The sequence below is a fragment of the Paractinoplanes tereljensis genome (assembly GCF_016862435.1).
In the GTDB taxonomy this organism is placed as follows: domain Bacteria; phylum Actinomycetota; class Actinomycetes; order Mycobacteriales; family Micromonosporaceae; genus Actinoplanes; species Actinoplanes tereljensis.
Genome location: NZ_BOMY01000037.1, coordinates 80,783 through 100,372 on the forward strand (window position 1 = coordinate 80,783; position 19,590 = coordinate 100,372).

A 19,590-nucleotide genomic window follows, 5' to 3' on the forward strand; every position below is an offset into this window, starting at 1 on the left:
CATGTACGAGAAGGACGGGGAGAAGTACTTCGTCGTCGACAGCCACATGCACTACTGGAGCGCGGGACCGGACAACTGGGTCCCGGGCGCCGAGAAGTACGCCAAGGGCTGGATCGAGTGCTTCCACGCTTACCAGAGCCTCGGGCCGGAGTCGACGCACTGGTCGATCGAGAAGTTCATGAGCTACACCGAGGACGACCTGATCAAGGACGTCTTCGACGACGGTTACGTGGACGTGGCGATCTTCCAGCCGACGTACCTGACCGAGTGGTACCGGGAGGGGTTCAACACCACCGAGCGCAACGCCGCGCTCGGCGCCAAGCACCCCGGCCGGTTCGTCACCAACACCCGCTGGGACCCGCGCGACGGCGACGACGGGCTCAAACGGCTCGCCGAGAACGTCGACCGCTACGGCAGCATCGGCGTCAAGCTCTACACCGCCGAGTGGAACAACGGCTCCCGCGGCTGGACGCTCAAGGACCCGGGCGCGTACCGGTACCTGGAGAAGTGCCAGGAGCTCGGGATCAAGAACATCCACGTGCACAAGGGCCCGACGATCTGGCCGCTGGACAAGGACGCCTTCGACGTCTCCGACGTCGACCACGCGGCGACCGACTTCCCCGACCTGAACTTCATCGTCGAGCACGTCGGCCTGCCCCGCATCGAGGACTTCTGCTTCATGGCGACCCAGGAGCCCAACGTGTACGCCGGCCTGTCGGTGGTCATCGGCGGGCTCATGCACGCCCGGCCCAAGTTCTTCGCGAAGGTGATGGGCGAGCTGCTGTTCTGGGTCGGCGAGGACAAGATGACGTTCGGCAGCGACTACGGCATCTGGGAGCCGAAGTGGCAGATCGAGGGCTTCGTCGACTGGGACTATCCGAGCGACGAGTTCTCCGATTACCCCCGGGTGACCACGGCGACCAAGAAGAAGATCCTCGGACTCAATGCCGCCAAGCTGTACGGCATTGAAGTCCCCGAGGAATACAGGCTCGGCGCGGGCGAGGGGGCACCGGCGGCTCGGGACGACGCGGTGGGCGTCAGTACCGAGTCGCCGGCGGCCTCGCCGGCATGACCACCGCCATCGTGGGATCGCGCATCCTGGCCGCTCTGGCCGGGGTGCGCGACCCCGAGCTGGACGAGCCGATCACCACGCTCGGCTTCGTGGCCTCCGCGGTCGTGTCGCCGGACGGCGTGGCCGAGGTGCATCTGCGGCTGCCGACCTACTTCTGCGCGCCCAATTTCGCGTACCTGATGGTGGCCGACGCCTACGACGCGGTGTCCGCTCTCGACGAGATCCGTTCCACCACCGTGATCCTCGACGAGCATTTTGCGTCCGACGCGATCAACGACGGGGTGGCCGCGCGGGCCGGGTTCGCGCGGTCGTTCGACGGTGAGGCGGCCGGTGAGCTCGACCAGCTCCGCATCGACTTCATTCGCAAATCGGTCATGGCCGGGACAGACGTCGTGTGCCGCCCACTGAGCCGCGATCCGTCCGATTTGTCCGCGGCCAAGCTCGGCGACCTGCCGCCTTCGAACGCCCTCGACCGTCTTCGGCGCCGCCGCCGGGAGCTCGGGCTACCCGCCGGCGACGACTCCCCGCTGCTCATCGACCCGATCACCGGCGCCCCGATCGCGGCCGACGCGGTGCCGCTGCATCTGCGCAAGGCCCGTCTCACCCGGACCAGCCTCGACGCGAACACCGGCATCTGCCGCGGCATGCTGCGCCACCGCTACCCCGACAACGGCTGAGGAGACCACCGATGGCCAAGGAACTTCGATTCGGCGCGGAGGCGCGCACCCTGCTACAGACCGGAGTCGACAAGCTGGCCGAGGCGGTCAAGTCGACGCTCGGCCCGAAAGGCCGCAACGTCATCCTCGAGAAGATCACCGGCTCGCCGGTGGTCACCAACGACGGCGTCACCATCGCGCGCGAGATCCACCTCAAGAACCAGTTCGAGAACATGGGCGCGCAGCTGGTCAAGGAAGCGGCGATCAAGACCAACGACATCGTCGGGGACGGTACGACCACCGCGACCGTGCTGGCCCAGGCGATCGTCCGGGAGGGGATGTCGGCGATCGGGTCGGGTGCTAACCCCGTACGGGTCAAAAGAGGGGTTGACCTGGCCGTTGATCGTCTGGTGGAACGGCTGCGCGCGGTGGCCCGCGAGGTCAGCAGTGAGCAGGATCTGACCCGGGTGGCGTCGATCTCGGCCAACGACGACGACATGGTCGGCGCGATCATCGCGAAGGCGCTGCACACGGTGGGCGACGGCGGGATCGTGACGGTCGAGGAATCGCAGCGGCACGGGATGAGCGTCGACTTCGTCGAGGGTTTCGAGTTCGACAACGGGTACCTGTCGCCCTACATGGTCACCGACCCGGGCCGGTTGCAGGCGCTCGTCGAGGACCCCTACATCCTGCTGTGCAGCGAGAAGATCACCAAGGTGCAGGAGCTCATGCCGCTGCTCGACAAGATCATGCGAGCGCCCCGGCCACTGGTGATCATCGCCGAGAACGTCGAGGGCACCGCCCTGTCGATGCTCACCCACAACCACGTGAACGGCATCTTCCAGTGCGTGGCCGTGCGCGCGCCCGGCTTCGGCGACCGCCGGCTGCACAAGCTGGAGGACATCGCCGCGATCACCGGCGCCTCGGTCTACAGCCGGCACTCCGGCTTCACCCTGGAGACCATGACGCTCGACCACCTCGGCCGGGCCGACCAGGTGCTGGTCGAGGCCGAACGCACCGCGATCCTCGGCGGCGGCGGTTCACCCAGCGACGTCGAGTTCCGGGTCACCCAGCTGCGGGCCGAGCTGGGCCGGGCCACCTTCGGCGCCGACGAGGACGTGCTGACCGAGCGGATCGGCGCCCTGACCGGCAAGGTCGCCATCATCCACGTCGGCGCCCCGACCCCGGCCGAGCTCAAGGAGCTGCAGCATCGGGTCGAGGACGCACTCTCGGCCACCCGCGCGGCGATGGCCGAGGGCATCGTGGCCGGCGGCGGCGCGGCCCTGCTGCACGCCGCCGACGCGCTGGACGGCCTGGAGATCAAGGACGAGGACTACGCCACCGGCGTCGAGATCGTCCGGCGGGCGCTGCCCGAGCCCACCTTCCTGATCGCCACCAACGCCGGCTTCTCCGGCCAGGAGGTCGTCACCCGGGTCACCCAACTCGGCCCGGACGACGGCTTCGACGCGCTGCAGGGCCGCTACGGCAACATGATCGAGATGGGCATCGTCGACCCGCTGCGGGTCGCCCGCTCGGCCCTGCAGAACGGCGCGTCGGTGGCCGGCCTGCTGCTGACCACCAACACCCTGGTCGCCGAGGAGCAGACGCCGTGGGGTGGCAGCGCCGCGTTGATGTCCGAGATCGGCGAGCTGGACGAGGGCCTGCGCCAGCCGTCGCCGGATTCGAGCACCCCGCAGTCGCTGGGCCTCGGCCCGTCCGTCGGATAAATGGCCGTCGTCGTCCCCGAGTCCGCATTCCGCCAGATGCGGGCTCGGGGCTCCATCACCCTGCTCGGCCCGGCCTTCGTCGCCGCCGTGGCCTATGTGGACCCCGGTAACTTCGCCACCAACTTCGCCGCCGGCGCCAAGTTCGGCTACACGCTGGTCTGGGTCATCGTCGCCGCCAACCTGACCGCGATGCTGGTGCAGTACCTGTCGGCCAAGACCGGCGTGGCCACCGGCCGCGACCTGCCCGAACTGTGCCGCGAACATTTCCCCCGCCCGGTCTCCCGCGGTCTGTGGGTACAGGCCGAGATCGTCGCGATGGCCACCGACCTGGCCGAGTTCCTGGGCGCCGCGGTCGGCCTCTACCTGCTGTTCCACGTCCCGCTGTTCCCCGCCGGCCTGCTCACCGCGGTGGTCGCGTTCGGCATCCTGGCCCTCGAACAACGCGGCTATCGCCGCTTCGAACTGGCGATTGCCGCCCTGCTCGGGATAGTCCTGCTCGGTTTCCTGTACGACCTGATCGTGGTGGGCGCCTCCCCGGCCGGCGTCGCGTCCGGTCTGGTGCCCAGGCTGGCCGGCAGCGACAGCCTGATCCTGGTCTGCGGCATCATCGGCGCGACGGTCATGCCGCACGTCGTCTACCTGCACTCCGCGCTGACCAAGTCCCGGGTGGCCTGCCGCGACGACGGCGAGAAGCGCGAACTGCTGCGCTTCCAGCGGATGGACGTCCTGATCGGCCTGGGCGCGGCCGGCCTGATCAACCTGTCCATGCTGGTGGTGGCTGCGTCCCTGTTCCACCAGACGGCCATCTTCGCCTCCGACGACGCCATCCAGTCGGCCCACGACGGCCTGGGCCGGATGGTCGGCGGCGGCGCGGCGCTGGCCTTCGCGGTGGCGCTGCTGGCCTCCGGCCTGTCGTCGTCCTCGGTGGGCACGTACGCCGGCCAGATCGTGATGCAGGGCTTCATCCGCCGCCGGATCCCGCTGTTCGTCCGCCGCGCGGTGACCATGACCCCGGCCCTGACCGTGCTGGCCCTGGGCCTGCCACCGACCGACAGCCTGGTGATCTCCCAGGTGGTGCTCTCCTTCGGCATCCCGTTCGCCCTGGTCCCGCTGATCCTGGTAACCCGCCGCCGAGACATCATGGGCGTCTTCGCCAACCACCCCCTGACCACGGTGGCGGCGTCGCTGGCGGCCGCGCTGATCATCGCCCTGAACGCCTACCTGCTTCTGGTCAGCTTCACGCCCTTCCTTACCGGGCGTCCGGGAACATAGATTCGGGTGGTGACCGGGGAAGAGTTCCGGCTCGCGGCGGCGGTGGCCGACGTCTACGGCGAACTGCGGCTGGAGGCTGTGCTGCGGCGGCTCCTGCAGCACTGCGCGTGGCTCACCGACTCGGCCGCGGGCAGCATCTCGCTGATCGACGCGGCGGCCGGGCACTACACGAAGGCGGCCGAGCACGGGGCTCTCTGCCGGCTGGGCGACCGGTTCCCGCTCGACGAGGGGGCCACCGGGCGGGCGTACGGCAGCCGGCGGCCGGTCGTCATCCCGGAGTACGGGCAGCTGCGGGCCGGGCATCTGGCCGGCGGTGATCCGGTTCGGCACCGGTCGGCCGCGGCCGTGCCGATCTGGTGGCGGGGCGACGTCATCGCGGTGAGCGTGACCTTCGCACCCCGCGCCGGCTTCTTCTCCACCCGGGAACTCGACGAGCTCGAGGCACTGACCCAGACCGCGGCGGCCGCGATCGTCCGGACCGGCGCCGACCGGCCCGACCCGGTGCCGGTGCCCGCGACCCCGTTCACCGGCCCGTTCACCGGCCGGGAGACGGACGTGCTGGAGCTGCTCCGCCAGGGCCTGACCTACCGCGAGATCGCCACCCGGCTGCGGCTGTCGCCGAAGACCGTCGAGAAGCACGTCGGCGCGATCATGCGCAAGACCGGCGCCTCCAACCGCACCACCGCGGTGGTGACCGCGCTGGACAACGGCTGGCTCCCGGCCGGACTGGGGAATTCACCCCATACCGCGATCGGGTGACGCCTGGCTTGACTGGGGCCCATGCCCGTCGTGCCGATGAAAGAGATCCTGGACCGCGCCCTGGCCGAACGCTACGGGGTCGCCGCCTTCAACGTGGTCAATGACCTGAGCATCGAGGCCGTCCTGGCCGCCGCGGTCGCCGAACGCGCGCCGGTGATCCTGCAGACCTCGGTCAAAACCGTCAAGCAGTACGGCCGGGGCCGGCTCCACGACATCTTCCAGGCGCTGGTCCGCGACGTCGACGTGCCGGTCACCCTGCACCTCGACCACTGCCCGGACCGCGCGGTCATCACCGGCTGCCTGGCCGGCGGCTGGAACTCGGTGCTGTTCGACGCGCACGAGCTGGACGTCGCCGAGAACCGGCGGCAGACCACCGAGGTGGTGGCCGAGGCGCGCCGCACCGGGGCGCACGTCGAGGGCGAGATCGAGGGGATCCAGGGCGTCGAGGACGACGTCGGCTCGGACGACGCGTCCCGGATCCAGAGCCTCGAGGTGGCCGTCGACTTCATCAAGAACACCGGCGTGGACTGCTTCGCCCCGGCCATCGGCAACGCCCACGGCCAGTACAAACAGGCGCCCACCCTGGACGCGCAGCGGGTCAGCGACCTGGTCGCGGCCACCGGCGTGCCGATGGCCCTGCACGGCGGGACGGGTCTGTCCGACGAGCAGTTCACCGACCTGATCGCCCGGGGCTGCGCCAAGGTCAACATCTCCACGGCGCTCAAGGAGAGCTTCATGAAGTCGGGTCTGGAGGCCCTGCAGGACGCGGCCGAGCGCGGCAAGTGGGACCCGCCCACGCTGTTCCGGCATCAGCGAACGGCGCTGATCGAGATGGCGACGCGGCACATCCGGCTCTTCGGCGGCTCGGGACGGGCCTGGTGAGCGCGCTCGTCCTCGACTGCGACGGGGTGCTCGCCGACACCGAACGGCACGGCCACCTGCCCGCCTTCAACGCGACCTTCGAGCAGTTCGGGCTGCCGGTGCGCTGGAGCGAACAGGAGTACGGCGAGAAGCTCAAGATCGGCGGCGGCAAGGAGCGGATGGCCTCGCTGCTGCCTTCGGTAGACGCCGGCGAGCGTGCCCAGACGCTGCTGACCTGGCACCGGGCCAAGACCGCGATCTTCAAGCGGATGGTGGCCGAAGGCCGCGTCCCGCCGCGGCCGGGCATCGCCCGGATCATCGGCGCGGCCCTCGACGACGGGTGGACGGTGGCGGTCGCGTCCACCTCGGCCGAGGAGTCGGTACGGGCGGTGCTGGAGAGCGCGGTCGGCGCCGCCATCGCCGCGAAGATCCCGGTCTTCGCCGGTGACGTGGTCCCGGCCAAGAAGCCCGACCCGGCGATCTACCGGCTGGCCGTCGAGCGGCTTGGCCTGCACCCGGCCGAGACGCTGGTGGTCGAGGACTCGAACAACGGCCTGGTAGCCGCGACCGGCGCCGGGCTGCGCTGCCTGGTGACCGTCAGCGGATACACCCGCGACGAGGACTTCACCGAGGCCGCGCTGGTGGTCTCGGACCTGGGCGACCCCGGCCGGGCCCCGATCGAGGTGCTGGCGAACCGGAGCGCGGCCCGGCCCGGCGACTACCTGACCCTCGACGACCTGCGCGCCTGTCTGGAGGCATCGCGATGAGCGTGAACGAGACCGAGCACGTCGTCCGCACGATCGCCGAGACCGCGATCGAGAACGAGAAGTACTTCGGTGACCTGGACTCGGTCGTCGGCGACGGCGACTTCGGTTACTCGCTGGCCCGCGGGTTCGAGAAGCTGCTGGAGGGCTGGTCCGACCTCGATCGCAGCAATGCCGGGACCTTCTTGAAACGTACGGGCATGGTGATCGCCTCCCGGATCGGCGGCACCTCCGGGCCGCTCTGGGGCACCGCCTTCATCCGCGCGGGCACCGCTTTGTCGGATGCGGAACCGACCGGTGAGCGGGTCGTCGCGATGCTGCGGGCCGCCATCGACGGAATCAAAGCGCGCGGCCAGTCCGACGTCGGCGACAAGACGCTGCTGGACGCGCTGGTGCCGCTGACCGACCGGCTGGCGGCCGCACTCGACCAGGGCCTGTCGCCGCAGGAGGCGATCGAGGCCGCCGCGACCGCCGCCCGGGAGGCCGCCGACGCGACCGTCGACATGGTCGCCAAACGTGGACGCGCGGCGTACACCGGCGAACGCAGCCGGGGCTCGGTGGACGCCGGTGCCATGGCGGTGGCGGTCATCGCCGAACGGATCAGCGAAACGTGGAAACCAGGAGGAGCGTCGTGAAGAAGTTCGTCAACGATCCGAAGAACTACGTCGCCGAGATGCTGGAGGGCGTCGCCCTCGCCAACCCCGGCGCCCTCAGGTACGTCCCCGCCTACAACCTGATCATGCGGGCCGACGCACCGTACGCCGACAAGGTGTCCATCGTGCAGGGTTCCGGCTCCGGTCACGAGCCGGCCCACGTGATGGCCGTAGGCAAGGGAATGCTGGACGCGGCCTGCCCCGGCGACGTGTTCGCGGCACCCCCGATGGACTACGTCTACGAGACCGCGAAGCTGCTCAACTCGCCGAAGGGCGTGCTGCTGCTGGTGAACAACTACACCGGCGACCGGATGGCCTTCGACATGGGCAAGGAGATGGCCGAGGCCGACGGCGTGCGCTGCGAGATCCTGACGATCAACGACGACGTGGCCGTCCAGGACTCCCTCTACACGGTCGGCCGGCGCGGCGTGGCCGGCAACTTCTTCGTGATCAAGGCGGTCGGTGCGGCGTCGGAGCAGGGCGCCGACCTGGACGAGCTGCTCCGGATCGGCCGCAAGGTCAACGACGTCACCCGCACCATGGGCGTGGCGCTGACCGCGTGCACCCCGCCGGCCAAGGGCTCCCCACTGTTCGAGCTGGGCCCCGACGAGATGGAGTTCGGCGTCGGCATCCACGGCGAACCGGGCCGCGAGCGCCGCGCGATGAAGGCGGCCGACGAGATCGTCGACGACCTGCTGGACGCGGTGGTCCCCGACCTGCCCTACGAATCCGGCGACCGGGTAGCCCTGATGATCAACGGCCTGGGCGGCACGCCCGTGAGCGAGCTCTACATCCTCTACCGCCGGGCCCACCAGAAACTGGCCGAACGCGGCATCACGGTAGGCCGCAGCTACGTGAACGAGTACTGCACGTCGCTCGACATGGCCGGCGCCTCACTGACCCTGGTCCGCCTGGACGACGAGATCGAAACCCTGCTGACGGCCCCGGCGGAGGCGGCCATCCGAGTGTTCTGACCCGTTGTCTCAGAAGACAACCAGCCCGACGAGCCCCACCGCGCCGAGCACGGCGCTGCCCACCATGAAGGCCGGGTTGTGCGCCGTCCACCACCGAATCCGCACCCGCACATACCCCGGCACTTCCTCGGGCTGCACCACCTTGAGCGCGACCACGACAAGCCCAGCCACCACCAGCCCGAGCGCGCCGAACCAGGCCACCGCCGCCGCAATCTCCATCCCGCCATGACATCCCCCACCACCGCCCCCGGGTGTCTCACCTTGAGACACCCGGCTACGGGCGGAAGCGGTAGCCCATGCCGGGCTCGGTGAGCAGGTGGCGGGGGTGGGTGGGGTCTGGCTCCAGTTTGCGGCGTAGCCGGGCCATGTACTGGCGTAGGTAGTTCGTCTCGGTCAGGTACTGCGGGCCCCAGACGTCCTGCAGCAGGGTGCGCTGGCTGTGCAGTTTGCCGGGGTGGCGCAGCAGGTACTCCAGCAGGCGCCATTCGGTGGGGCTCAGCCGGACGTCGGTGCCGTCGGCCGTGAGCACCGCTCGGGCGCCCAGGTCTACCGTGTGGTCGCCCAACTGGATGGCCGCGCCGGCCTCCGTCGTCGCCTGGCCGCGTCTGGTCACCGCGCGGATGCGGGCCAGCAGTTCGTCGATGGCGAACGGCTTGGTCAGGTAGTCGTCGGCGCCGGCGTCGAGGGCGTCCACCTTGTCGCGGCTGTCGGCCCGGCCGGACAGCACGATGATCGGGATTACCGTCCAGCCGCGCAGGCCCCGGATCACCTCGGTGCCGTCCATGTCGGGCAGGCCCAGGTCCAGGACCACCAGGTCGGGGTGCTGGCGGGCGGCCGCATACAACGCCGACGCGCCGTCGGGGGCGGTGTCCACGTCGTACTGGCGTGCGCGCAGGTTGATGCGCAGGGCCCGGACGATCTGGGGTTCGTCGTCGACCACCAGGATGCGGGTCATGCGCCCCGTCCGGTGGGCAAGGTCAGGATCATGGTCAGGCCCCCTCCGGGGGTGTGGTCGGGGATCAGGGTGCCGCCCATCGCCTCGGTCAGGCCTCGGGACAGGGCCAGGCCCAGGCCGACGCCGGTGTCGTTGTCGTGGTCGCCGAGGCGCTGGAAGGGCAGGAACACGTCGTCCCAGCGGTCCTCGGGGATGCCGGCGCCGTGGTCGATGACCCGCAGTTCGATGGTGTCGCCCAGGGTGCTGGCGGTTACCGCCGGCGGGTGGTCCGCGGGGCTGTAGCGCAGGGCGTTGGCGACCAGGTTGATCAGGATCTGTTCGAGCAGGCCGGGGTCGGCGTGCACCGGCGGCAGGTCGTCCGGAATGTGTACGGCGACCGTGCGGCCGTCCGGTCCGAGGTTGTCCAGGGCCAGCGGGACGATGTCCTCGGCGCCCAGATCTACGGCGTGGACGCCGAGCGCGCCGGCCTGCAGACGGCTCATGTCGAGCAGGTTGGTGACCAGCCGGACCAGCCGGTCGAGGGATTCGTCGGCGGTGGCCAGCAGCTCCCGGCGGTCGTCCTCGTCGAAGTCGACCTCCTCGCTGCGCAGGCTGGCCACCGAGGCTTTCGCCGAGGCGAGCGGGGTGCGCAGGTCGTGGCTGACCGCGGCGAGCAGGGCCGTACGCATCCGGTCGGCCTCGGCCAGTGGTTTGGCGGCAGCGGCCTCGGCCGCGAGCCGTTCCTGGCGCAGCGCCAGGGTGGCCTGGGCGGCGAAGGCCTCGACGATCCGCCGGTCCGATGCCTCCAGGGGATGGCCGCACAGCAGCATGGTCATCGTGTCGTCGACCTTCACCTCGACGTCGGCGTCCCGGGCGGCGGTGCACGGGTCTCCCACTCCGGCCACAACCGCGCCGGAATCCAGCAGGGTCACCGAGTCCAGGGTGAACGTCTCGCGCAGGCGTTCCAGCAACGCCATCAGCGGTCGCTGGCCGCGCAGCACGCCGCCCGCCACGGTGGCCAGGATCTGCGCGTCGGCGCTGGCCTGGGCGGCCTGCCGGGTCTTGCGGGCGGCGGTGTCGACCACCCAGCTGACCGCGAGCGCGACCACCACGAAGATCGCCAACGCGAGGAGGTTGTCGCCCTCGGCGATGGTGAACCGGCCGATCGGCGGGGTGAAGAAGTAGTTGAGCAGCAGTGATCCGAAGATCGCCGCGAGCAGCGCCGGCCACAGCCCGCCGATCAGCGACACCCCGACGACAGCCGCCAGGAACAGCAGGATGTCGTTGGTGAGTGACAGCGACGGCCCGGCGTGCAGCAGACCGGTCAGGGCCGGCAACCCGGCCAGGGTGGCGACGAAACCGGCGATCCGCCGGCCACGGGACAGCGCGGCCGGCAGGCGACGGGCCCGGCGGCCCTGCGCGGCTCGTTCGTGGGTGACCAGGTGTACGTCGATCGAGCCGGACAGCGCCGTGGTGGTCACGCCGACGCCGGCCGAGAACAGCTGGGCGAGTTTGCCGCGGCTGGACGCGCCCAGCACGATCTGGGTGGCGTTCACCGCGCTGGCGAAGTCGAGCAGCGCGCGCGGCACGTCGGCCCCGACGACCTGGTGATAGGTCCCGCCGAGACTTTCCACCAAGAGCCGGTGCCGGGCCAGGATCGCCGGGTCGGCGCCGGCCAGGCCGTCGTTTCGCATGACGTGTACGGCCATCAGGTCCGCGCCCTTATCGCGGGCCGCTATCCGCGCCGCCCGGCGGATCAGCGTGTCGCCCTCGGGACCGCCGGTCAGCGCCACCACGACCCGTTCCCGGGTTTCCCAGGTGGCACTGATCTTGTGGTCGGCCCGGTACTTGTCGAGCTGGTCCTCGACCTTGTCGGCCAGCCAGAGCAGGGCCAGCTCGCGCAGCGCGGTCAGGTTGCCGGTGCGGAAGTAGTTGCCGAGCGCGGCGTCGATCTTCTCCGGCTGGTAGATGTTGCCGTGCGCCATCCGGCGCCGCAGCGCCTCCGGAGTCATGTCGACCAGCTCGACCTGCTCGGCCGCGCGGACCACCGAGTCCGGCACGGTTTCCCGTTGCTCGACGCCGGTGATCTGCGCGACCACGTCGTTGAGCGACTCCAGGTGCTGGATGTTGACCGTGGTCAGCACGTCGATCCCGGCGTCCAGCAGGTCGTGCACGTCCTGCCAGCGCTTGTCGTGCCGGGAACCCGGCACGTTGGTGTGGGCGAGCTCGTCGACGACCGCGACCTCGGGGTGCCGGGCCAGGACGGCGTCGACGTCCATCTCGGTGAACCGGGCACCCCGGTACTGCGCCTCGCGGCGCGGCACGGTCTCCAGGCCGGCCAGCATCGCCTGGGTGTGTTTGCGCCCGTGCGTCTCGACGAAGGCGACGACCACGTCGGTGCCGCGCTCGGCGCGCCGCTGGGCCTCCTCGAGCATGGTGTACGTCTTGCCGACGCCGGGGGCGGCGCCCAGGAAGATCCGTAGTTCTCCGCGTGCCATGTGCGGCGCCGCCCTCCTCTCTTATTTGGCCTGGTCGAGCGCGAGGTTGAGCTCGAGCACGTTGACCGCGGGCTCGCCGAGGAAGCCGAGCGCCCGGTCACTGGTGTGGTCCTTCACCAGGGCCTTGACCGCGGCCTCGGTCATCCCCCGCTCCCGGGCGATCCGGGGCACCTGCAGCGCGGCGTACGCGGGGCTGATGTCCGGGTCGAGGCCGCTGGCGCTGGCCGTGACCGCGTCGGCCGGCACCACCGGGTGGGCCGGGGCGTCACCCCGGATCGGCGTGATCACACCGCCGAGGGCCTGGTAGTCCTCGCCGGCCTTCGCCGGTTCCACGGTGACACCGTCGTAGGTGGACAGGAAGGGGGTGCCGGTCTGGTTGACCGAGACGACCCGGGTGACCGGGCCGGTCAGGCCATCGCGATAGAAGACCGCGAGGACCGCGCCGACGCCGTCGCTGGTGCAGAACGGCCGGCTGCCGTCGACGCCTTCCAGCTTGCCGATCGCCAGGCTCCGCGAGCAGACCTGGGTGAGCAGGCTCTGCGACGCGTCGTCCGGATTGTCGGAGAGCGTGTCGACCACGCTGTTCGGACCGAGGTTGCTGGCCGAGGTAGACGTGGGGTCGTAGCCGTCGCCGGCTGCGCTCGGCCGGCTCTGGAAGTACTTCGCGATCGGGTTGCCGTCGGCGTCGGTGTAGGCCTGGCCGATGAGGCTGCTGCCGACCGTCTTATCGGCCACCGTGATCAGCGAACCGTCCGCCTTGCCGTCGAGGCCGGGAACCCGGCCCAGCGCCACGAACGCGAGCGGATAGGCCAGTCCCAACAGGACGGTGAAGACGAGAAGCGCGCGCAAGGCGGCGAGATGCTGAGAGAGCCAACTGGGAAGTCGCATTTCAGATCCCCGGGATGAACTGGACGAGAAGGTCGATGAGCTTGATGCCGAGGAACGGCGCGATGACGCCGCCCAGGCCGTAGATCCACAGGTTGCGGCGCAACAGTGCGCTCGCGCTGGACGGCCGGTACCGGACCCCGCGCAGGGCGAGCGGGATCAGCGCCACGATGACCAGCGCGTTGAAGATGACCGCGGACAGGATCGCCGAGCCCGGCGAGTGCAGCCGCATCACGTTCAGCGTGTCCAGCCCCGGGTACACACCCGCGAACATCGCCGGGATGATCGCGAAGTACTTGGCGATGTCGTTGGTGATCGAGAACGTGGTCAGCGCCCCGCGGGTGATCAGCAGCTGCTTGCCGATCTCCACGATCTCGATCAGCTTGGTCGGGTCGGAGTCGAGGTCGACCATGTTGCCGGCCTCTTTCGCGGCCGACGTGCCGGTGTTCATCGCCACCCCGACGTCGGCCTGGGCCAGCGCCGGGGCGTCGTTGGTGCCGTCGCCGGTCATCGCGACCAGCCGGCCGCCCTCCTGCTCCTTGCGGATGTAGGCGAGCTTGTCCTCCGGGGTGGCCTCGGCCAGGAAGTCGTCGACCCCGGCCTCGTCGGCGATCGCCTTGGCGGTGCGCGGGTTGTCGCCGGTGATCATCACGGTCCGGATGCCCATCTTGCGCATCTCGTCGAACCGGGCCCGCATGCCCTCCTTGACCACGTCCTTGAGATGGATGACGCCCAGCACCCGGTCGTTCTCGGCGACCACCAGCGGGGTGCCACCGGAGGCGCTGATCCCGTCGACGATCTCGGCCACCTCGTCCGAGTCGGACCGCGCCCACTTCAGCACGGCCGCCGCCGCACCCTTGCGGATCTGCCGGTCGCCGATGTCGACGCCGCTCATCCGGGTCTGCGCGGTGAACGGCACGAACGTCGCGTCGGCCATCAGGCCCGGCTCGCGCTCACGCAGTCCGAACTCGTTCTTGGCGAGAACGACGATCGACCGCCCTTCGGGCGTTTCATCGGCCAGGCTGGACAGTTGCGCGGCGTCGGCCAACTCGCGGTCCGAGACCCCATTGACGGGTACGAACTCAGCGGCTTGCCGGTTTCCCAGGGTGATCGTGCCGGTCTTGTCGAGCAGCAGGGTGTTCACGTCGCCGGCCGCCTCGACCGCCCGGCCGGACATGGCCAGCACGTTGCGCTGCACCAGGCGGTCCATGCCGGCGATGCCGATCGCCGAGAGCAGCGCGCCGATCGTGGTCGGGATCAGGCAGACGATCAGGGACACCAGCACGATGCCGGTGACGCCGTGCCCGTTGATGGCCTGGGTGTCCGGCGCCGCCGCCTGCCACGCCTTGGAGAAGATGGCGAGCGGCTGCAGCGTGACCACCGAGAGCAGGAAGATGATGGTGAGCGCGGCGAGCAGGATGTTGAGGGCGATCTCGTTCGGCGTCTTCTGCCGGTTGGCCCCCTCGACCAGGGCGATCATCCGGTCGACGAAGCTCTCCCCCGGCTTCTGGGTGATCTTGACGACGATCCGGTCGGAGAGCACCTTGGTGCCGCCGGTGACGGCCGAGCGGTCGCCACCGGACTCGCGGATGACCGAGGCCGACTCGCCGGTGATGGCCGATTCGTCGACGCTGGCGATGCCCTCGACGACGTCGCCGTCCCCGGGGATGATCTCGCCGGCCACCACGACCACGAGATCGCCCTGCTTCAGCTGGGCGGCCGGCACCAGGCCGCCGTCCAGGATCTGAGCCATGGTGTCCTGCTTGACGGCACGCAGTGCGGCCGCCTGAGCCTTGCCGCGCCCCTCGGCGACCGCCTCGGCCAGGTTGGCGAAGACCACGGTGAGCCACAGCCAGACGGTGATCGTCCAGGCCAGCGTGCTCGGGTCGGTAATGGACAGCACCGTGGTGAAGACCGCGCCGACCTCGACGATGAACATCACCGGGTTGCGCCACAGGGTGCGCGGGTCGAGCTTCCGAACCGCATCCGGCAGCGACTTCCACAACTGGTGCGGATCGAGCATTCCACCCCGTACAACCGAGGGGGTTGATGTGGTCGTGGGGTTGGGTTTTTCGGCTAGCAACGTCATGACAGACCTTCTGCGATGGGTCCGAGAGCGAGGGCGGGGAGGAAGGTCAGGGCGACGAGTACGACGGTGACGCCGACGACCATGCCGACGAACAGCGGTTGGTGGGTGGGCAGCGTCCCCTCGGACTCCGGGGTCGGTTTCTGCCGGGCGAGTGAGCCGGCCAGCGCCAGCACCAGGACCAGCGGCAGGAAGCGGCCGAGCAGCATGGCCAGGCCGAGCGCGGTGTCCCACCACGGGGTGTTGACCGTGATGCCGCCGAAGGCCGAGCCGTTGTTGTTGGCGGCGCTGGTGAAGGCGTACAGCACCTCGGAGAGGCCGTGCGGCCCGGTGTTGAGCGCCGTGCTGTTGTTGCCGGTGGCGAAGGCCGCCGCCGCGCCGATCAGCACCAGAGCCGGGGTGACCAGGAAGTACAGCGAGGCCAGCTTCATCTCCCGGGCGCCGATCTTCTTACCGAGATATTCCGGGGTGCGGCCGACCATCAGACCGGCCACGAAGACCGTGATGGTGGCCAGGATGAGCAGGCCGTAGAGGCCGGAACCGACGCCGCCGGGGGCCACCTCGCCGAGCATCATGTTGACGATCGGCATCATCCCGCCGAACGGGGTGTACGAGTCGTGGAACGAGTTCACCGCGCCGGTCGAGGTCAGTGTCGTGGCCGCGGCGAACGTCGCCGAGTCGGGGATGCCGAACCGGGTCTCCTTGCCCTCCATGGCCGAGCCGACCGCCTGCGGCACCGTGCCGCCACCGTGCACCTCGAAGCCGACGGTCAGGGCGATGCTCGCAATGGCCAGCACGGCCATCACCGCGACGATCGCGTAGCCCTGCCGGTTCTGCCCGACCATCCGGCCGAAGACCCGCGGCAGGCTGAACGGGATCAGGAAGATCAGGAAGATCTGCAGCCAGTTCGTCCAGGTGGTCGGGTTCTCGAACGGGTGCGCCGAGTTGACGTTGTAGAAGCCGCCGCCGTTGGTGCCGAGCTCCTTGATCGCCTCCTGGGAGGCGACCGGGCCGCCGGTGATGTGCTGGGTGGCGCCGGTCAGGGTGGTGACGTCGGTGCCGCCGGACAGGTTCTGCACCATCCCGGCGATCATGAAGATCAGGGTGGCCGCGACGCAGATCGGCAGCAGGACGCGCAGGGTGATCCGGGTGAGGTCGACCCAGAAGTTGCCCAGTGTCTCGGTCTTGCGTCCCGCGAAACCGCGGATCAGGGCGACCGCGACGGCGATGCCGACGCCGGCCGACACGAAGTTCTGCACCGCGAGGCCGGCCATCTGCACCAGGTGGCCCAGGGCGGATTCACCGGCGTACGCCTGCCAGTTGGTGTTGGTCACGAAGCTGACCGCGGTGTTCCACGAGACGTGGGTGTTCATCTGCGGGACGCCCAGCGCCAGCCAGAGCTTGTTCTGCACGCGCAGGAACAGGTAGAGGAAGAGGATCGAGACCGCGGAGAAGGCGAGGACGCTGCGGGCGTAGACGCCCCAGGTCTGCTGCGCCTTGGGGTCGACCCCGACGAGGCGGTAGATGAGTTGCTCTCCGCGCAGGTTCCGTTTTGGGTTTATCGCCCGATACATGTAGTCGCCGAACGGCCGGTAGACCGCCACCAGGGCGAGCACCAGCGAGATCACAAAAAGCCAGCCGACCATCAGAACTTCTCCGGGAACAACAGGGCCGCCACCATGAAGGCGGCCAGCAGGACGGCGACGATCAGGCCGATGACGTTGACGGCGCTCACCAGCGTTCGACCGCCCGGATCAGCACGGCGAGCGCTGCGAACAGCACCACCGTGAGTAGGACGAACACGAGATCAGCCACGGAACGACTCCTTGACGAGGGGTGGCAATGCTTGCGAGATGAAGCGAAGCTCGCCGCGATATCCCTTGTCATCAGCGTTGACGCGATGGCTACGCCAGCTGTGCGCTTGTTGACGCGCCTTTAACGCCGCCCCCGTAACTGCCGCTGCGCCGTGCCGCACACCCGCGTTAACAAGGCGTCAACGCCCTCGCCATCGCCGTGATCGGCCGCGCATGCTGGCCGCCATGGACCTCCACCTGATCACCACGAACGGGGCCGAGCCGCGCCCGATCGGCGAGCTCGCCGGCCTGCTGGCGGGCGACACCGGGTTCGTGTGGGTGGACATCCCGTACTGCGACGACCAGGCCGTACACGTACTGTCCGAGGTCTTCGGGTTTCATCCGCTCGCGGTCAAGGACTGCGTGGAACGCAACCGGGTGCCGAAGATGCATGCCTACGCGGAGTACGTCTTCGTGGTGCTGCACGCTCCGGAGGACGGCGAGCGGGGGCACGTCCACTACCTCGAGCTCGACCAGTTCATCGGGCCGAACTACCTGGTCACCGTGCACGGCCCGAGCAATCCCGCAGTGTCTGCTGAGGCACCGCTTCGGGAGACCCGGGCGGCCCTCGAACGCATCGAGAAAGGCCGGCTCCGGCCGGACAGCCCGTTCGGGCTGTCGCACGCCATCGTGGCCGCGCTCATCCGCAACCAGGAGGAGTACGTCGAGCAGGTCACCGCCGACGTCTGGCGTCTCGAGCAGCAGGTCACCGGCGGCACCGTGGACGACCCGGAAGCGTTCCTCAACAACCTGTTCCGGGCCCGGCACGGGCTGCTCGCGGTGCGCACGATGAGCGCGCTCAGCAGCGCTATCTACGGCCGGATGGCCGGCCTGCCCGACCTGCCCGGCGACGACGCGACCCTGGTCGCCGACACCGCCGACCGGTTCACCCGGGTCCGCCGGATCGCCGACGGCGAGCGTGAATACCTGCAGGGCGTGATCGAGTTCTACCAGAGCATCCTCACCATCACCGCGACCATCGTCGCGCAGACCCAGAACGACAAGGTGCAGCGGCTCACCGAGGCCAGCTACGCCCAGAACGAGGAGGTCAAGAAGATCTCCGCGTGGGCCGCGATCTTCTTCGCGCCGTCGCTGGTCGCCGCCGTGTACGGGATGAACTTCGACGACATGCCGGAGTTGCACTGGCGGGTCGGCTATCCGTTCGCGCTGGCGCTGATGGTCGCGGCCGGCGCGGCGCTGCACCACGCCTTCAAGCGCCGCGGCTGGCTCTAGGCGGTTCTCCGCAGCAGGTCGCGCAGCGTCTCTCGGCGCACCAGGGTCCGGGCCAGGCCGTCGGCCACGCCGAGGACGGGCGGGCGACCGACGTACGTTTCCTGATGGTGGTGGTAGGCGCCGGTGCCGGCCACCGCGACCAGATCGCCGACCACCAGGTCGGCCGGCAGTCGCATCGCCTCCCCCGCTTGTCGCGGTGCCTGCGACGCCCGGCCGATCAGGTATGCAGTGTGCCGGCCCGCGCACAGTTCGGTCGTCACGCAGTCGGGCACGCTGCCGTCCAGCGCCACCGTGGGCCGGCCGTCCACCGTGGTCAACGCATTGACCCGGTGCAGGGTCAGGCCCGCGCGGGCGACGATCGCCCGGCCCGGGGAGACCGTGAGCCGGGGTTCGGGGATGTTGAAGCGGTCGGCGGACAGGCGCAGCATGCCCCGGATCCGGGTGGCGAAGGCGGACACCGCGAACTCGTGGTCGCCGTCGGCGTAGGCGACCGCGTGGCCGCCGCCGAGGTTCAGGGCCGGCACGGTCACGCCGAACCGGGCCCGGATCACCGCGCCGAAGGCCATCGTCTCGCGCAGGCAGGACTCGAACGCCTGGAAACGGCTCAACTGATGGCCGATCGAGCAGTCCAGGCCGGCCAGCACCAGGTTCGGGGCGTCGAGCACCTTTTTGGTTGCCGCCAGCGCGATCGTGGTTCCGAGGGGCAGGCCGTACCGGCAGCGGCCCCGGCCGGCCGACGGCAGCACCCGCAGCAGCACCCGCTGGCCGATCGGGGCGCGGGCCGCGAGCGTCTCGACCTCGCTGATCGAGCCGGCCACGATCGCGGCGCCGCAGGCAAAGGCCGCCTCCAGGTCGGCGACCGACTTCGACCGGCCACACAACACCAGGTGTACGGGCGGGATGCCGGCCAGCAGCGCGGTCTTCAGCTCGGCCGCCGAGGTGACGTAGCCGCCGAGGCCCTCGCTCGCGATCCACCGGGCGGTGTCCGGGGTGAGCCCGGCCTTGGCGCTGTAGGAGACCGTCCGGGGGCCGAACGCGGTCACGTACTCGGCGCAGCGCGACCGCACGTCGGCCTCGTCGAGCACGTGCACCGGGCTGCCGTGACGCGCGGCCAGGGTGGTCATCGAAACGCCGCCGACCAGCAGGTCACCCTGCGGCGCCCAGCGGGCGGTGACCGGCCACACGGTCGGGTCGAGCGGGGGTCGCAGCGACGTACGCAGGGAGGGCAGCAACTCGGTGAGCGTCATGCCCCGACCGTGCGCGCCGATCCTCGCCGCCGGAAGGGTCGGTGACGCGATGTTGACGAGCCCACGGGCCGATTTTGACGCCGTATTAACGCCGCGCGTGCGGAGGCCGAGGGCTT

General features: G+C 69.9%; 18 protein-coding genes. 10 read left to right on the plus strand and 8 right to left on the minus strand.

From position 1 onward, the window contains the following. The first annotated feature begins 1 nt into the window (after position 1). Genes Ate02nite_RS28415 through dhaK form a run of 9 tightly spaced genes read left to right on the plus strand, consistent with a single transcriptional unit; the run spans position 2 to position 8,738 of the window. A complete protein-coding gene (locus Ate02nite_RS28415) occupies positions 2–1,072 on the plus strand; it encodes an amidohydrolase family protein (RefSeq protein WP_203810892.1) in 1,071 nt (356 codons plus the stop codon). Then, positions 1,069–1,749, plus strand: a complete 681-nt coding sequence (locus Ate02nite_RS28420; protein WP_203810893.1) for an iron-sulfur cluster assembly protein — start codon at positions 1,069–1,071, stop codon at positions 1,747–1,749. The genes Ate02nite_RS28415 and Ate02nite_RS28420 overlap by 4 nt, the downstream gene beginning before the upstream one ends. A gap of 11 nt (positions 1,750–1,760) precedes the next feature. Next, a complete protein-coding gene (groL, locus tag Ate02nite_RS28425; protein WP_203810894.1) occupies positions 1,761–3,455 on the plus strand; it encodes a chaperonin GroEL in 1,695 nt (564 codons plus the stop codon). Further along, positions 3,456–4,727, plus strand: coding sequence for an Nramp family divalent metal transporter (locus Ate02nite_RS28430; protein WP_203810895.1), 1,272 nt, complete (start codon positions 3,456–3,458; stop codon positions 4,725–4,727). A gap of 9 nt (positions 4,728–4,736) precedes the next feature. Then, on the plus strand, positions 4,737–5,486 hold the full coding sequence (locus tag Ate02nite_RS49005; protein ID WP_239147763.1) for a helix-turn-helix transcriptional regulator: 750 nt from the start codon (positions 4,737–4,739) through the stop codon (positions 5,484–5,486). A 21-nt stretch (positions 5,487–5,507) separates the two neighbouring features. Beyond that, a complete protein-coding gene (locus Ate02nite_RS28440; protein ID WP_203810896.1) occupies positions 5,508–6,368 on the plus strand; it encodes a class II fructose-bisphosphate aldolase in 861 nt (286 codons plus the stop codon). Further along, positions 6,365–7,114, plus strand: a complete 750-nt coding sequence (locus Ate02nite_RS28445; RefSeq protein ID WP_203810897.1) for an HAD-IA family hydrolase — start codon at positions 6,365–6,367, stop codon at positions 7,112–7,114. Before Ate02nite_RS28440 ends, Ate02nite_RS28445 begins: the two co-directional genes overlap by 4 nt. Next, positions 7,111–7,746: a dihydroxyacetone kinase subunit DhaL gene (dhaL, locus tag Ate02nite_RS28450; RefSeq protein WP_203810898.1), complete on the plus strand. Its 636-nt coding sequence runs from the start codon at positions 7,111–7,113 to the stop codon at positions 7,744–7,746. Before Ate02nite_RS28445 ends, dhaL begins: the two co-directional genes overlap by 4 nt. After that, positions 7,743–8,738, plus strand: coding sequence for a dihydroxyacetone kinase subunit DhaK (gene dhaK / locus Ate02nite_RS28455; RefSeq protein WP_203810899.1), 996 nt, complete (start codon positions 7,743–7,745; stop codon positions 8,736–8,738). Before dhaL ends, dhaK begins: the two co-directional genes overlap by 4 nt. Positions 8,739–8,747: 9 nt before the next feature. Here dhaK and Ate02nite_RS28460 read toward each other — a convergent pair whose 3' ends face one another. The 7 genes from Ate02nite_RS28460 to kdpF are packed head-to-tail and all read right to left on the minus strand — an operon-like array spanning position 8,748 to position 16,876. Next, the gene (locus tag Ate02nite_RS28460) at positions 8,748–8,957 is read right to left on the minus strand and encodes a hypothetical protein (protein WP_203810900.1); all 210 of its coding nucleotides are present in this window, start codon (positions 8,955–8,957) and stop codon (positions 8,748–8,750) included. Positions 8,958–9,012: 55 nt separating this feature from the next. Then, a complete protein-coding gene (locus Ate02nite_RS28465) occupies positions 9,013–9,693 on the minus strand; it encodes a response regulator (protein WP_203810901.1) in 681 nt (226 codons plus the stop codon). After that, positions 9,690–12,170 (minus strand): DUF4118 domain-containing protein, encoded by a 2,481-nt coding sequence (locus Ate02nite_RS28470; RefSeq protein ID WP_203810902.1) that lies wholly within the window; start codon positions 12,168–12,170, stop codon positions 9,690–9,692. Before Ate02nite_RS28470 ends, Ate02nite_RS28465 begins: the two co-directional genes overlap by 4 nt. Positions 12,171–12,191: 21 nt before the next feature. Continuing rightward, complete coding sequence (locus Ate02nite_RS28475) at positions 12,192–13,058, minus strand: potassium-transporting ATPase subunit C (RefSeq protein ID WP_203810903.1); 867 nt, start codon at positions 13,056–13,058, stop codon at positions 12,192–12,194. Position 13,059: 1 nt separating this feature from the next. Next, a complete protein-coding gene (gene kdpB, locus Ate02nite_RS28480; protein WP_203810904.1) occupies positions 13,060–15,144 on the minus strand; it encodes a potassium-transporting ATPase subunit KdpB in 2,085 nt (694 codons plus the stop codon). Then, positions 15,141–16,787, minus strand: a complete 1,647-nt coding sequence (gene kdpA, locus Ate02nite_RS28485; RefSeq protein WP_203810905.1) for a potassium-transporting ATPase subunit KdpA — start codon at positions 16,785–16,787, stop codon at positions 15,141–15,143. Before kdpA ends, kdpB begins: the two co-directional genes overlap by 4 nt. Then, a complete protein-coding gene (gene kdpF / locus Ate02nite_RS28490; protein ID WP_203733356.1) occupies positions 16,787–16,876 on the minus strand; it encodes a K(+)-transporting ATPase subunit F in 90 nt (29 codons plus the stop codon). Before kdpF ends, kdpA begins: the two co-directional genes overlap by 1 nt. Positions 16,877–17,180: 304 nt before the next feature. Here kdpF and Ate02nite_RS28495 point away from each other — a divergent pair, with 304 nt between their 5' ends. After that, positions 17,181–18,227, plus strand: a complete 1,047-nt coding sequence (locus tag Ate02nite_RS28495; RefSeq protein WP_203810906.1) for a magnesium transporter CorA family protein — start codon at positions 17,181–17,183, stop codon at positions 18,225–18,227. On the opposite strand, the gene Ate02nite_RS28500 is transcribed toward Ate02nite_RS28495, so the two are convergent. Next, positions 18,224–19,474 (minus strand): diaminopimelate decarboxylase family protein, encoded by a 1,251-nt coding sequence (locus Ate02nite_RS28500; protein ID WP_203810907.1) that lies wholly within the window; start codon positions 19,472–19,474, stop codon positions 18,224–18,226. The genes Ate02nite_RS28495 and Ate02nite_RS28500 overlap by 4 nt on opposite strands. Positions 19,475–19,590 lie beyond the last annotated feature (116 nt).

What these genes read in the sequence shown, in the direction of transcription:
- Ate02nite_RS28415 (WP_203810892.1), top strand. Translation starts at nt 2, where the DNA reads ATGTACGAGAAGGACGGGGAGAAGTACTTCGTCGTCGACAGCCACATG.
- Ate02nite_RS28420 (WP_203810893.1), top strand. Translation starts at nt 1,069, where the DNA reads ATGACCACCGCCATCGTGGGATCGCGCATCCTGGCCGCTCTGGCCGGG.
- groL (WP_203810894.1), top strand. Translation starts at nt 1,761, where the DNA reads ATGGCCAAGGAACTTCGATTCGGCGCGGAGGCGCGCACCCTGCTACAG.
- Ate02nite_RS28430 (WP_203810895.1), top strand. Translation starts at nt 3,456, where the DNA reads ATGGCCGTCGTCGTCCCCGAGTCCGCATTCCGCCAGATGCGGGCTCGG.
- Ate02nite_RS28440 (WP_203810896.1), top strand. Translation starts at nt 5,508, where the DNA reads ATGCCCGTCGTGCCGATGAAAGAGATCCTGGACCGCGCCCTGGCCGAA.
- dhaL (WP_203810898.1), top strand. Translation starts at nt 7,111, where the DNA reads ATGAGCGTGAACGAGACCGAGCACGTCGTCCGCACGATCGCCGAGACC.
- Ate02nite_RS28460 (WP_203810900.1), bottom strand. Translation starts at nt 8,957, where the DNA reads ATGGAGATTGCGGCGGCGGTGGCCTGGTTCGGCGCGCTCGGGCTGGTG.
- Ate02nite_RS28465 (WP_203810901.1), bottom strand. Translation starts at nt 9,693, where the DNA reads ATGACCCGCATCCTGGTGGTCGACGACGAACCCCAGATCGTCCGGGCC.
- Ate02nite_RS28470 (WP_203810902.1), bottom strand. Translation starts at nt 12,170, where the DNA reads ATGGCACGCGGAGAACTACGGATCTTCCTGGGCGCCGCCCCCGGCGTC.
- Ate02nite_RS28475 (WP_203810903.1), bottom strand. Translation starts at nt 13,058, where the DNA reads ATGCGACTTCCCAGTTGGCTCTCTCAGCATCTCGCCGCCTTGCGCGCG.
- kdpB (WP_203810904.1), bottom strand. Translation starts at nt 15,144, where the DNA reads ATGACGTTGCTAGCCGAAAAACCCAACCCCACGACCACATCAACCCCC.
- kdpA (WP_203810905.1), bottom strand. Translation starts at nt 16,787, where the DNA reads ATGGTCGGCTGGCTTTTTGTGATCTCGCTGGTGCTCGCCCTGGTGGCG.
- Ate02nite_RS28495 (WP_203810906.1), top strand. Translation starts at nt 17,181, where the DNA reads ATGGACCTCCACCTGATCACCACGAACGGGGCCGAGCCGCGCCCGATC.
- Ate02nite_RS28500 (WP_203810907.1), bottom strand. Translation starts at nt 19,474, where the DNA reads ATGACGCTCACCGAGTTGCTGCCCTCCCTGCGTACGTCGCTGCGACCC.